Raw genomic sequence first — 12256 nt, 5'->3', positions numbered from 1 at the left:
TTGAGTAGTGGTGCTCACGAAAGGAATCGAACCTTCGACCTCCTCCTTACCAAGGAGGTGCTCTACCGACTGAGCTACGTGAGCGAGTTTTGTATTATGCCATGCATTTGCGTTCAATGGAGCGGGAGACGGGAATCGAACCCGCACCATCAGCTTGGAAGGCTGAGGTTCTACCGTTGAACTACTCCCGCGCCGGGAACTGCATGCCACAACATGAAACTGGTGGAGGGAGGTGGATTCGAACCACCGAAGGCGTAAGCCAGCAGATTTACAGTCTGCCCCCGTTGGCCGCTTGGGTATCCCTCCAGCTTTTACTACCGGACCGGTGCGCGATGAGGCGAATTCGGTTCGGGGTGAAGCAGCCCGTTATTTTGTTGTCGGATGCATGCGGTGTCAACAAAAATTTTGAGCAGATCGTCAGTGCCGAAGACGCGCGACCACCGGGGTCGCGCGCAACCGGTCAGACGTTGAAGCGGAAGTGCAGCACATCGCCTTCCTGCACGCGGTATTCCTTGCCTTCCAGACGCAGGCGCCCCGCATCGCGCGCACCGGCTTCGCCGCGGTGCTTGATGAAGTCGTCGAAGCCGATCGTCTCGGCGCGGATGAAGCCCTTCTCGAAATCGGTATGGATCACCGCCGCCGCCTGCGGCGCGGTCGAGCCAGCCCTGACCGTCCACGCACGCACTTCCTTGACGCCGGCGGTGAAGTAGGTCTGCAGGCCAAGCAGCTTGTAGGCGGCACGGATGACGCGATTCAGACCCGGCTCGTCCAGACCCAGGTCGGCCAGGAAGGTGTCGCGGTCCTCGTCGTCGAGCTGCGACAGCTCTTCCTCGATCGCTGCCGAGACCGGCACAACTTCCGCACCTTCGGCCAACGCATGCCGACGCACCGCGTCCAGGTGCGGATTGTTCTCGAAACCGTCCTCTAGCACGTTGGCGATGTACATCACCGGCTTGAGCGTCAACAGGAACAGATCGCGCACCAGCGCCTTTTCATCATCATCCAGGCCGGCTGCACGCCCCGCCTTGCCATCGGACAGCGCGGCCTGCAACTTGGCCAGCACCGGCTTGCGCGCCGCAGCATCCTTGTCGCCACCCTTAGCGCTACGCTCGGCACGGTTGAGCGCCTTTTCCACGCTGTCCAGATCGGCCAATGCCAGTTCGGTATCGATGGTTTCGATATCGCTGATCGGGTCGACCTTGTTGTTCACATGGATGACGTCGTCGTTTTCAAAGCAACGCACCACGTGGGTGATCGCGTCGACTTCGCGGATATGCGCCAGGAACTTGTTGCCCAGCCCTTCGCCGCTGGCCGCACCCGCCACCAGGCCGGCGATATCGACGAACTCAACCGCGGTCGGAATCAGTTTCTGCGGCTTGACGATCTCAGCCAGTTGATTGAGGCGCGGATCCGGCACCGGCACGATGCCGACGTTCGGCTCGATGGTGCAGAACGGAAAATTGGCCGCAGCGATGCCCGCCTTGGTCAGCGCATTGAACAGGGTCGACTTGCCGACGTTGGGCAGGCCGACGATGCCGCATTTGATACCCATGGGTCACATCCGGGATTTGGGATTCGGGATTGGAGATTCGCCATGCCGCACGGCTGCAAATCCCCAATCCCCAATCACGCATCCCTGCTGGTATGCAGGCGCTTCATCGCCTCGTTGAAATTACCTTGCAGTGCCAGCGGCAGGACATCGATGGCCGCGTCCACCGCAGCGCCGATTGCCGCGTCGTCGTCGCGCCCTGCCCGTCCCAGCACCCAGGGCACCACACGGTCCTTGTGGCCGGGATGGCCGATGCCGATCCGCAAGCGATGGAATTTACCGTGTCCGAGCAGGCGAATGGTGTCGCGCAGGCCGTTCTGGCCGCCGTGGCCGCCATCGAACTTGAGCCGCGCGATGCCCGGCGCAAGATCCAGTTCGTCGTGTGCAACGAGCAGTTGCTCCGGCTCGATCTTCCAGAACCGCAACGCGGCGGTGATCGATTTGCCGCTGAGATTCATGAAGGTGGCCGGCTTGAGCAGCCAGACAGATTGCCCGGCGATCTCGACCTTGGCGGTCTCGCCGAACAACTTGGCGTCCAGCCCCCAGCGCACGCCATGGCGCTCGACGAGGGCATCGACGAAACGAAACCCGGCGTTGTGCCGGGTTTGCGCGTGTTCCGGACCGGGATTCCCGAGTCCGACAATCAGGCGGAGTGCAGACATGCCAGTGACCGCAGCCGATCCCGCGCAGTGCGAGGGATCGGCCGACGGCTTACTTGGTCTCGGCGCCTTCGCTGCCTTCTTCACCGGCAGCGTCTTCTTCCTCGATCCGCACGTGCTTGGCAGCAACCACCGCCACGTCGTGCTCCTTGCCCAGCTTCAGCTCCGGAATTTCCACACCGGCCGGCAGCTTGATCTCGGACAAGTGGATCACGTTGCCCACTTCCAGGGCACCGAGGTCCACTTCGATGAACTCCGGCAGATCCTTCGGCAGGCAGACGACCTGAACTTCGTTGAGTTCGTGGGTGACGACCACTTCGCTGGACTTACCGGCCGGCGATGCTGCTTCGTTGATGAAGTGCAGCGGCACGGCGGCGCTGAGCTTCTCGTTGGCGCTGACGCGCTGGAAGTCGATGTGGATGATCAGCTGCTTGAACGGATGGCGCTGCATGTCACGCAGCAGCACCTGCTGCACGTCGCCATTGAGGTTCAGGTCGAGGATCGACGAGTAGAACCACTCGTTCTGCTGGGCAAGCCAGATCTGCTCGTGGTTGAGCTGGATGCTGACCGGCTCGAGTTCGCCACCGTAAACGATGGCCGGAATGACGCCAGCGTGACGTAGGCGGCGGCTCGCACCCTTCCCCTCGTTCGCGCGGCGCTCGACCTTGATTTCGTGAGTCTTTGCCATGTTGTTTCACTACCTAGATTGGAATACCGCCTCGCGGCGATGAAGCGTCTCACCCGCGACCAGGCGAGACGTGGTACCGGCACCCGGAACTCCGGGCACCGAATGCGGCATCAGTCGACGTAGAGCGAACTCACCGACTCGCCGAAGGCGATGCGGCGAATGGTCTCGGCCAGCAGTTCGGCCACGCTCAGCTGACGAATCTTGGCGCAGGTGCGCGCAGCTTCGTTCAGCGGAATCGTGTCGGTGACCACCAGCTCGTCGAGCTGCGAATTGTTGATGTTGTCCACTGCCGGGCCGGACAGCACCGGGTGGGTGATGTAGGCCACCACCTTGAGCGCGCCGCGCTGCTTCAGCGCTGCTGCGGCGGCGCACAGGGTACCGGCGGTGTCGACCAGATCGTCGACCAGCACGCAGGTCTTGCCCTGCACATCGCCGATGATGTTCATCACCGTGGCGACGTTGGCGCGCGGACGGCGCTTGTCGATGATGGCCAGATCCGCATCGTCCAGGCGCTTGGCGACGGCGCGCGCGCGCACCACGCCGCCCACGTCCGGCGATACCACGATCAGGTTGTCGGTGCCGTAGGCGCGCCAGATGTCGGCCAGCAGCAGCGGCGAGGCATAGACGTTATCGACCGGCACGTCGAAGAAGCCCTGGATCTGGTCGGCGTGCAGATCGACCGTCAACACGCGGTCGGCCTCCATTGCGCAGATCATCTTGGCGGCGACCTTGGCAGTGATCGGCACGCGCGAGGAGCGCATGCGACGGTCCTGGCGCGAGTAGCCGAAGTACGGGATGACCGCGGTCACCGACGCGGCGCTGGCGCGCTTGAGCGCGTCGATCAGCACCAGCAACTCCATCAGGTTTTCCGCGCTCGGCGCGCAGGTCGGCTGGATCACGAACACTTCCTGCCGGCGCACGCTTTCTTCGATCTCGACCTGTACCTCGCCATCGGAGAAGCGCGTGACCAGCGCCTTGCCCATGCGAACGCCGAGCTCCTTGCAGATGCTCAGGGCAAGCGGCTTGTTGGCATTGCCGGAGAACACCAGCAGGTTACGTTGGTCTTGCATGGGATCTCTCGGGCGGCGGCAAAGAGCGTGCGGGCGATGATGGAGCTGGACAAAGCCGACCAAATGCCGGGCTTTTCGTTGAATCCCCGCACATGGATGTGCGGGCTGTTGCAGAGGGACCTGCATATACGGCTGTTGCAGGGGACCTGCATATACGACTGCTGCAGAGGGACCTGCATCAACAACTGGCAGGGGCGGTAGGATTCGAACCTACGAATGCCAGGATCAAAACCTGGTGCCTTGGGCCTCTTGGCGACGCCCCTGCATCAAACCTGTCTCGCGTCCAGCGCGTCGAGCAGTGGCGAGTGCGCTGCACCTTCCACGACCCACGCCCTCAGGTTGTCCGGCAACTGCGCCATGGCCTGCTCTGCAGCAGCGCGCGTGGCGAATTCGACGAAACACCCGCTCCCCGACCCGGTCAAACGCGGCATCCCGATCCTGGACAGCGCCTGGAACACTGCCTCGATGGCGGGTTCACGGCGCCGCAGGACCGGCTCGAACGCATTGTCGAGCAGGGAACCCGAAGCGAAGTCCGCTATTTTCACGGGCGCGGCATCCCGCGTCAATTCCCGTGATTGAAATAAGACCGGGGTGGGCACGTGAATTCCCGGATCGACCAGCACGTAGGACGCTGCCGGGAGACCGATCGGGGACAGTCGCTCGCCGACACCCTCGGCCCAGGCATTGTGCCCGCGCACGAACACCGGCACGTCGGCACCCAGCCGCAGCCCCAGTTCGGCCAGCGTGTCGACCGGCAAGCCCAGGCCCCACAAGGCGTTCAGCGCGACCAGCACGGTGGCGGCATCCGACGAGCCGCCGCCGAAGCCGCCGCCGGCGGGGATGCGTTTGTCGACCCGGATGTCGGCGCCGGCCTGCGTCCCCGCGCTGGATTGCAGCAGGCGCGCGGCCCGGATGACCAGGTCATCGGCTTCCGCCACGCCGGGCAGGCTGTCGCCGATGCGCCGGATCAGGCCGTCGTTGCGCACACGAAGATGAATGGTGTCCCCCCAGTCCAGCAGCCGGAACACGGTCTGCAGCAGGTGGTAGCCATCGGCGCGGCGCCCGACGATCTGCAGGAACAGGTTGAGCTTGGCCGGCGCAGGCCAGGCCGACCAGCCCGTCTCCAGCGCGGACATCAGGGCGATACCGTCCATTGATCGACCAACAGGCGCACCTTGGCCTCGCCGTTGCGGGCTTCGATGCGCTGCGGCAGCTCGGGTTGCCCGGCGCCGGCCGGCGCCCAGGCGAGAAAGTCGATGGTCCAGCCATCCTGCTGCACGGTACGCGGCCGCCCGGCCGCATCCAGATCGGCGCGTTCGGCACCGGCGTCGGCGATGCGCAGCGCGCGCACCCAGTCCGGCATCTGGTTGACCGGGATGGTCCACCCGGTCGCTTCAAGCAGCACCTGCTCGGCATCCGGACCGCTGCGCGGGCCGCCGTCCAGCCCTTCCAGGCGTCCGGCGCCGCTGGCGGTGTCGCCAGTGAGCACCCAGCTCTGCCGGGTTACCGGCGCACTGAGCTGCACGCGATACTGCGCACCGTCCTGCTGCCAGTCGATGCGGCCGCTACCACCATTGCTGCCCTTGCTGATCGCCACCCGGCCCTGGAACGACCAGACCGGATGCGCCTGCAGCCAGGCCTGACGTGCGGCTTCGGCCTGCCGCGCACCCTCGGAAACCTGCGCGACCACTGCGGCGCCACCGCCCTGCCCGCGCGGCACGCTGACGCAGGCCGACAGCCCGACCAGCACCAGCCCGCTCAGGGCCAGTGTTCGGATCGTCCCGCTCATAGCCCGAATTTTTCCAGGGCGCGTTGCAGCGCGCGGTTGTCCGGATCCAGACGCCGCGCCTCATCGAAGTAGCGCCGCGCTTCGTCCTGCTTGCCGCTGACCCACAGCACCTCGCCCACGTGCGCGGCGATTTCCGGGTCCTTGACCAGCGCCCAGGCGCGGCGCAGCTGCACCAGGGCTTCCTTGGTGCGGCCCATGCGATACAGCACCCAGCCGTAGCTGTCGACGATGGCCGGGTTGTCCGGGTCGGCGGTGCGGGCGCGGTCGATCAGCGCCAGCGCTTCCTTGTAGCGGGTGGTGCGGTCGGCCAGGGTGTAGCCCAGCGCGTTCAGCGCCGCCACGTTTTCCGGTTCGGCCACCAGGATCTTGCGCAGGTCGGCCTCGGCACGCGCGACATCGTCGCGGCGCTCCCAGGCCAGGCCGCGGGCGTACAGCAGCGCGCCGTCGTCCGGATAGGCGGCCAGGCCGCGCTCGAAGGCATCCAGTTCACCCGCTGCGTCGTCGGCGCGCTGGTGCAGCTCGGCTTCGAGCACATAGGCGTCGCGACGCGCGTCGTCGTCGGCGCTGGCATCGCTCTGCAATGCGCGCGCTTCGGCGAGCGCCTCGGGCTTGCGGCCCAGCTCGTACAGGGCGCTGGCGGCGCGCAGGCGCGCCTCGCTCAGCTGCGGGCCGCCGGGCACGCCGCGATACCACTCCACCGCCTCGTCGTAGCGCTTGAGGAATTCGGCGATCTTGCCGAGCAGCAGGCGGCGGTCAGGGTCGGGCTTGGCGGCATTGCTCTTGAGCTCGCCGTACAGCGCCTCGAGCGCAGTGCGATCCTTTTCCTTGGCCAGCATGGAGGCACGCAGCCCGTAGGTCTGGGTGTCCTGCGGCCCGGTCGACAACACCCGTGCGGCGGCTTCGGTCTGCCCCATGGCGTCGTAGGCAAACGCCAGCGCGCCACGCAGCTCGGAATCCTTGACCGCCTGCGGCTCGACATTCTTCAGCAGTGCCAGCGCTTCGTCGTTCTTGCCTTCCTGCTGCAGCTGGGTGGCGTGCAACAAGGCCACGCGCGGCTCTTCGGGGAAGCGGCGCACCACTTCGTCGACGATGCGCTTGGCCAGCGCCGGGCGCTCCATGCGCAAGGCAAGCCGGCCGAATTCCTGCCAGGCTTCGATCTGATTGGGGATGGCGCCGGCCTTGACCAGGTCCTCGAGCACGTCGGCGGAGGCTTCCGGCTCGCGCCCGCCATTGGCCAGGGCGATCAGGGCGAAGCGCCAGCCGCGCGGGTCTGGCTCCTTGAGCAGGCCGAGCAGATCACGGCGGGCGGTACGCAGGTCGTTGCGGCGCAAGGCCAGCGAGGCTTCGGTACTGCGCATGGACATCGACGAGGGTGCGCGTGAGCGCCACAGCGCCAGGGCCTCGATCGCACGCGGGTCGTCGTTGGCCAGCATGGCGATGCGGGCGGCGCGTTCGGCCAGCCCGGCGTCGCCGGCCTCGGCCTTGGCGGCATCCAGGTAGGCGCGGGCGGCATCGTCCAACTGCCCGGCCTGCAAGGCAAATTCGCCGGCGAGCACCGGCTCCAGCGAGGTGGCGCCGGCGCGACCGGGCGGCGGCGCGGGCGGTGCTTTCTTGGGTGCTGCAGTGGCGCTGGCGGAGACTGCGACCAGCAAAAGAACACACAGGATGCGAATCGGTACAGGCATCGGGGGCAACCGGGCCGTAAAATGGGGCCCTGAATGGCCGCCAGCTTATCGCAAGCAACTGAACAATGACGTTGTGGGTGCTCGGACTGAATCACCAGACCGCACCTGTGGACCTGCGCGAACGCGCGGCGTTCGCAGGTGACGCGTTGCCGCGCGCGCTCGAATCCCTGCGCGCGTTGCCGCAGGTGCGCGAGGCCGCGCTGCTGTCCACCTGCAACCGCACCGAGCTGTATGCGATGTCCGACGACCCGCACAGCCTGGTGACCTGGCTGGAAACCCATGCGCCGGGCTTGAGTGGTTACCTCTATCAGCATCAGGAGGAAGCGGCGGTGCGCCACCTGTTCCGCGTCGCCACAGGGCTGGACTCGATGGTGCTGGGCGAGCCGCAGATCCTGGGCCAGGTCAAGGATGCCTGGGCAGTGGCCCGTGCACATGGCGCGCTGGGTAGCGGGCTGGACCGCCTGTTTCAGCAGACCTTCTCGGTCGCCAAGCGGGCGCGCACCGATACCCGCGTCGGTGCCAATCCGGTGTCGGTGGCCTCCACTGCGGTACGACTGGCGCAGGAATCCTTCGCGCGGCTCAACGAGTCCACCGTGCTGCTGATCGGCGCGGGCGAAACCATCGAGCTGGCGGCCAAGCATCTGAGCGAAGGCCGCGTGCGCCGCTTGTTGATCGCCAATCGCACGCTTGCGCATGCGCAGACGCTGGCCAGCCAGCACGGCGGTTACGCGCTGCCGCTGACCGATCTGGACCGCCATCTGGCCGAAGCCGACGTGGTGTTCTCGGCCACTGCCGCGCGCGAGCCGATCGTGACGCGGGTGCAGGTGGAACAGGCACTGCGCGCGCGCAAGCGCAAGCCGATGCTGCTGTTCGACCTGGCGGTGCCGCGCGACATCGAAGCCTCGGTGGCCGAACTCGGCGACGCCTACCTGTACACGGTGGACGACCTGGAACGCGCGGTGGAAGACAACCGCCGCGGCCGCCGTGAAGCCGCCGACCAGGCCGAAGCCATCATCGACCTGCAGGTGGCTCGCTATGTCGAGACCTTGCAGGCCAACGCGCGCCAGGCGCCGCTCAAGCGCTTGCGCGCGTTCGGCGACAGCACCCGCGACGAACTGCTGGCCAAGGCGCGCCAGCAATTGCACAACGGCAAGCCGGCCGACGAAGTACTGGAACAGCTGGCGCATGCGCTGACCAACCGGCTGCTGCATCCGCCCACCGCCGCGCTGCGCGATGCCGCGCTCAACAACGACCTGGACTTGACCAACGCGGCCGACCGGCTGTTCCCGGAAAAGCCGGGTTATCGACATCCCCCTGTAGCCACCCCGATCGTGAGGACCGATGACGCCGACCCTGCGCCGTAAGCTCGAAGCGCTGGCCGAGCGCCGCGAAGAACTGCAGCACCTGCTCTCCGACCCCGATGTGGTCAACAACAACGACAGGTTCCGCGCGCTGTCGCGCGAACTGTCGCAGCTGGAGCCGGTGGCCGTGGCCCTGGAAGACGAAGCGCGCGCCAAGGCCGACCTGAGCGCTGCCGAGGCGATGCGCAACGATCCGGAAATGCGCGAGCTGGCCGAAGAGGAGATCGCCGCCGCACAGGCACGCCTGGAAGAACTGGATGCGCAACTGGCCTTGCTGCTGGTGCCGCGCGACCCGCGCGATGACGGCAACCTGTTCCTGGAAGTACGCGCCGGTACCGGCGGCGACGAGGCGGCGATCTTTGCCGGCGACCTGTTCCGCATGTACGCGCGCTATGCCGAGCGCCAGGGCTGGAAGGTGGAAATCGAATCCGACAGCCCCGGCGAGCACGGCGGCTACAAGGAAGTGGTTGCACGGGTGGTCGGACGCGGCGCGTACTCGCGGCTGAAATTCGAATCCGGCACCCATCGTGTGCAGCGCGTGCCGGCGACCGAGTCGCAGGGCCGCATCCACACCTCGGCGGCGACGGTGGCGATCATTCCCGAAGCCGACGATGTGGAAGAGATCGTGATCAACCCGGCCGACCTGAAGGTGGACACCTTCCGCTCGTCCGGTGCCGGCGGCCAGCACGTCAACAAGACCGAGTCGGCGATCCGCATCACCCATGTGCCCAGTGGCGTGGTGGTGGAATGCCAGACCGAGCGCAGCCAGCACGCCAACCGTGACAAAGCGATGAAGCGGCTGAAGGCGCAATTGGTGGAAGCCGAACGCAGCAAGGCGGCCGCCGCCGAAGCGCAGACGCGCAAGCTGCAGGTCGGCAGCGGCGACCGCAGCCAGCGCATCCGCACCTACAGCTTCCCGCAGGGCCGCATCACCGACCATCGCGTGGAGGGCCTGACGCTGTACGACCTGCCCAACATCATCGAAGGCGATCTGGATGCACTGATCGCACGACTGCTGCACGAGCATCAGGCCGACGAACTGGCACGGTTGAGCGACAGCCCGTGAGTGCGCAGGTCCCGCGCGAGCTGCTGCAGCTGCGCGAGGCGGTGCGACGCCAGCCGGGCGACTTCATCGCATGGCTGATGCTGGCCGATGCCGAGCTCGGCATGGGCGCAATCGTTGCAGGCGAGGCCGCGGTACAACGCGCGCTTGCACTGCAGCCAGGCCATCCGGAAGCGGTGGCGCGGCTTGGCCGGGTGCGCTGGACGCAGCAACGGCATGCCGACGCGGCAGCGTTGTTGCAGCAGGCATCGGACCTGGTGCCGCAACATCCGGGCATCGCGCTGTGGCTGGGGCATGCATTGGAAGATGCAGGCCAGGCCGAAGCTGCCGCGGCCGCGTATACGCGTGCGCATCAGCTGCTGCCCGATGAGCCGTATATCGCTGCGCAACTGCTCAACTGGCGACGCCGCCTGTGCGACTGGCGTGAGCTGGATGCGCTCGCTGCGCAGGTGCGCAGTGCCGTGGCGCAGGGCGCTGCCGCGGTGGAACCGTTCGCCTTCCTGAGCGAGGACACCAGCGCTGCCGAACAGCTTGCATGTGCACGGACGCGCGCGCAGGCAGTCGCTGCGATGTTGCGCCCGTTACCGCCGACTGCAATGCGCAGCCAGGGCGGGTTGCGGCTCGGCTTCGTTTCCAACGGGTTTGGTGCGCACCCCACCGGCTTGCTGACGGTCGCGCTGTTCGAAGCGCTGAAGCGCCGGCAGCCGGCGCTACAACTGCATCTGTTCGCCACCAGCCATGACGACCGCAGCGAGATCCGCGCGCGCCTGGCGCAAGCCACCACGCTGCACGATGTCACCGCGCTCGGGCACCTGGCCACCGCGCAGCACATCCGCGACCAGCGCATCGATCTGCTGTTCGACCTGCGCGGCTGGGGCGGTGGCGGGCGCCCGGAAGTGTTCGCACTGCGGCCGGCGCCGCTGCAGCTCAACTGGCTGGCATATCCGGGCACGTCGGGCGCGCCGTGGATGGACTATGTGCTGGGCGATGCGTTTGCGCTGCCGTCGTCGCTGGAGCCGTTCTACCGCGAGCGCGTGCTGCGCCTGAACGGTGCGTTTCAGCCGTCGGACACCTCGCGCGTGGTCGCCGAGCCGCCGTCGCGGGCGCAGTGCGGTTTGCCCGAGCATGGCGTAGTGCTGTGCTGCTTCAACAACAGCTACAAGCTCAATCCCCGCAGCATGGCGCGCATGCTGGTCGTGTTGCGTGCGGTGCCGGGCAGCGTGCTGTGGCTGTTGTCCGGACCGGGCGAGGCCGATGCACGCCTGCGTGCGGTGGCGCAGACGCAAGGCGTGGCTGCGCAGCGCCTGGTGTTCATGCCGAAGCTGCCGCACGCGCAGTATCTGGCGCGCTACCGGCATGCGGACCTGTTCCTGGATACGCATCCGTACAACGCGCATACCACCGCATCGGATGCCTTATGGGCCGGTTGCCCGGTGTTGACCACGCCCGGCGAGACATTTGCCGCGCGCGTGGCCGGCAGCCTGAATCATCATCTGGGCCTGGATGAGATGAATGTGGCCGATGACGCTGCGTTCGTTGCCAAGGCGGTGGCGTTGGCGACTGACCCAGCGGCATTGAGTGCGCTGCGTGCGCGGGTGGCGGAGCGTCGGCGCGAGTCGGGCGTGTTCGATATGGATGGGTTTGCCGACGGATTCGCGGATCTGATGCAAGCACTCGCGCGCCAACATGGTTGGTTGGGTAACTAGAGCGGGCTGCTTGCCTTTTCAAGGTCGATGGCTGTCCTCCGCTGTACCCTCACCCCAACCCCTCTCCCGGGGGAGAGGGGTTCGAAAGAGACTCGTCCATTGTGCGGCTTCACGCCGTGGTGCTGTACCCGGTCGTTCCGGCTCGCTAGGCTTGGGGCATGCCTTCCAATCCCGACTTCATTCCCTTGCACCTGTGCGTGCTGACGGTGTCCGACAGCCGCACGCTGGCCGATGATCGCTCCGGCGACTATCTGGTCGATGCCCTCACTCACGACGGCCATGTGCTGCACGAGCGCGCCCTGTGTCCGGACGATCGCTACCGCATGCGCGCGATCGTCTCTGCGTGGATCGCCGATGCGCAGGTCGACGGCATCCTGATCACTGGCGGCACCGGCTTTACCGGCCGTGACAGCACGCCGGAGGCGATTACCCCGTTGCTGGACAAGACCATGCCCGGTTTCGGCGAGTTGTTCCGCGCGGTCAGTGTCGACGAAATCGGCACCTCCTCACTGCAGTCGCGCGCGTTTGCGGGGCTGGCCAATCACAGTTTTGTGTTCTGCCTGCCCGGCTCCACCTCGGCCTGCCGCACGGCCTGGGAAAAGATCGTGCGTGCGCAGCTGGATGCGCGGACCAAGCCCTGCAATCTGGCGACACTGCGTCCACGTCTGGGCGAATAGCCTGCGCGC

General features: G+C 66.6%; 11 protein-coding genes and 4 tRNA genes. 4 read left to right on the top strand and 11 right to left on the bottom strand.

Features of this window, described 5'->3' with window-relative positions:
* Positions 1 to 8 precede the first annotated feature (8 nt).
* The 11 genes from DGN21_RS04610 to DGN21_RS04560 form a co-directional block, all read right to left on the bottom strand.
* Positions 9 to 84: transfer RNA gene (locus DGN21_RS04610), tRNA-Thr, on the bottom strand.
* A 33-nt stretch (positions 85 to 117) separates the two neighbouring features.
* A tRNA-Gly gene (locus DGN21_RS04605) sits at positions 118 to 191 on the bottom strand.
* 29 nt (positions 192 to 220) lie between these two features.
* Positions 221 to 306: transfer RNA gene (locus DGN21_RS04600), tRNA-Tyr, on the bottom strand.
* 154 nt (positions 307 to 460) lie between these two features.
* A complete protein-coding gene (gene ychF / locus DGN21_RS04595; RefSeq protein ID WP_054591844.1) occupies positions 461 to 1552 on the bottom strand; it encodes a redox-regulated ATPase YchF in 1092 nt (363 codons plus the stop codon).
* A 74-nt stretch (positions 1553 to 1626) separates the two neighbouring features.
* Entirely contained in the window at positions 1627 to 2211 is a 585-nt protein-coding gene (gene pth / locus DGN21_RS04590; RefSeq protein WP_065031994.1) for an aminoacyl-tRNA hydrolase, read from the bottom strand.
* Positions 2212 to 2260: 49 nt separating this feature from the next.
* On the bottom strand, positions 2261 to 2896 hold the full coding sequence (locus DGN21_RS04585) for a 50S ribosomal protein L25/general stress protein Ctc (protein ID WP_016900688.1): 636 nt from the start codon (positions 2894 to 2896) through the stop codon (positions 2261 to 2263).
* Positions 2897 to 3006: 110 nt separating this feature from the next.
* The gene (locus DGN21_RS04580; protein WP_002811729.1) at positions 3007 to 3966 is read right to left on the bottom strand and encodes a ribose-phosphate diphosphokinase; all 960 of its coding nucleotides are present in this window, start codon (positions 3964 to 3966) and stop codon (positions 3007 to 3009) included.
* Between the two features lie 186 nt (positions 3967 to 4152).
* Positions 4153 to 4229: transfer RNA gene (locus DGN21_RS04575), tRNA-Gln, on the bottom strand.
* A 3-nt stretch (positions 4230 to 4232) separates the two neighbouring features.
* Positions 4233 to 5120: a 4-(cytidine 5'-diphospho)-2-C-methyl-D-erythritol kinase gene (gene ispE, locus DGN21_RS04570; protein ID WP_126966975.1), complete on the bottom strand. Its 888-nt coding sequence runs from the start codon at positions 5118 to 5120 to the stop codon at positions 4233 to 4235.
* The gene (gene lolB / locus DGN21_RS04565) at positions 5102 to 5755 is read right to left on the bottom strand and encodes a lipoprotein insertase outer membrane protein LolB (protein WP_126966976.1); all 654 of its coding nucleotides are present in this window, start codon (positions 5753 to 5755) and stop codon (positions 5102 to 5104) included. The genes ispE and lolB overlap by 19 nt, the downstream gene beginning before the upstream one ends.
* Positions 5752 to 7440 carry a tetratricopeptide repeat protein gene (locus tag DGN21_RS04560; protein ID WP_126966977.1) on the bottom strand — a complete coding sequence of 563 codons (1689 nt, stop codon included), beginning with the start codon at positions 7438 to 7440 and terminating at the stop codon, positions 5752 to 5754. The genes lolB and DGN21_RS04560 overlap by 4 nt, the downstream gene beginning before the upstream one ends.
* Positions 7441 to 7505: 65 nt before the next feature.
* Between DGN21_RS04560 and hemA the strand changes: the two genes are divergently transcribed.
* The 4 genes from hemA to moaB all read left to right on the top strand — a co-directional run bounded on the left by hemA (position 7506) and on the right by moaB (position 12247).
* Positions 7506 to 8804: a glutamyl-tRNA reductase gene (gene hemA, locus DGN21_RS04555; RefSeq protein ID WP_065031998.1), complete on the top strand. Its 1299-nt coding sequence runs from the start codon at positions 7506 to 7508 to the stop codon at positions 8802 to 8804.
* A complete protein-coding gene (prfA, locus tag DGN21_RS04550; protein WP_046345802.1) occupies positions 8782 to 9867 on the top strand; it encodes a peptide chain release factor 1 in 1086 nt (361 codons plus the stop codon). Before hemA ends, prfA begins: the two co-directional genes overlap by 23 nt.
* Complete coding sequence (locus DGN21_RS04545) at positions 9864 to 11570, top strand: tetratricopeptide repeat protein (RefSeq protein ID WP_126966978.1); 1707 nt, start codon at positions 9864 to 9866, stop codon at positions 11568 to 11570. The genes prfA and DGN21_RS04545 overlap by 4 nt, the downstream gene beginning before the upstream one ends.
* Positions 11571 to 11728: 158 nt before the next feature.
* Positions 11729 to 12247, top strand: a complete 519-nt coding sequence (gene moaB / locus DGN21_RS04540; protein ID WP_024938580.1) for a molybdenum cofactor biosynthesis protein B — start codon at positions 11729 to 11731, stop codon at positions 12245 to 12247.
* Positions 12248 to 12256: the final 9 nt, after the last annotated feature.

It is taken from the genome of Xanthomonas sp. MLO165 (assembly GCF_018831305.1).
Taxonomy (GTDB): domain Bacteria; phylum Pseudomonadota; class Gammaproteobacteria; order Xanthomonadales; family Xanthomonadaceae; genus Xanthomonas; species Xanthomonas arboricola.
The sequence above is the reverse complement of the archived record's forward strand: the minus strand, read 5'-3'. Positions and strand labels throughout refer to the sequence as shown.

What these genes read in the sequence shown, in the direction of transcription:
- moaB (WP_024938580.1), top strand. Translation starts at nt 11,729, where the DNA reads ATGCCTTCCAATCCCGACTTCATTCCCTTGCACCTGTGCGTGCTGACG.
- pth (WP_065031994.1), bottom strand. Translation starts at nt 2,211, where the DNA reads ATGTCTGCACTCCGCCTGATTGTCGGACTCGGGAATCCCGGTCCGGAA.
- DGN21_RS04560 (WP_126966977.1), bottom strand. Translation starts at nt 7,440, where the DNA reads ATGCCTGTACCGATTCGCATCCTGTGTGTTCTTTTGCTGGTCGCAGTC.
- lolB (WP_126966976.1), bottom strand. Translation starts at nt 5,755, where the DNA reads ATGAGCGGGACGATCCGAACACTGGCCCTGAGCGGGCTGGTGCTGGTC.
- hemA (WP_065031998.1), top strand. Translation starts at nt 7,506, where the DNA reads ATGACGTTGTGGGTGCTCGGACTGAATCACCAGACCGCACCTGTGGAC.
- DGN21_RS04580 (WP_002811729.1), bottom strand. Translation starts at nt 3,966, where the DNA reads ATGCAAGACCAACGTAACCTGCTGGTGTTCTCCGGCAATGCCAACAAG.
- ychF (WP_054591844.1), bottom strand. Translation starts at nt 1,552, where the DNA reads ATGGGTATCAAATGCGGCATCGTCGGCCTGCCCAACGTCGGCAAGTCG.
- DGN21_RS04585 (WP_016900688.1), bottom strand. Translation starts at nt 2,896, where the DNA reads ATGGCAAAGACTCACGAAATCAAGGTCGAGCGCCGCGCGAACGAGGGG.
- ispE (WP_126966975.1), bottom strand. Translation starts at nt 5,120, where the DNA reads ATGGACGGTATCGCCCTGATGTCCGCGCTGGAGACGGGCTGGTCGGCC.
- prfA (WP_046345802.1), top strand. Translation starts at nt 8,782, where the DNA reads ATGACGCCGACCCTGCGCCGTAAGCTCGAAGCGCTGGCCGAGCGCCGC.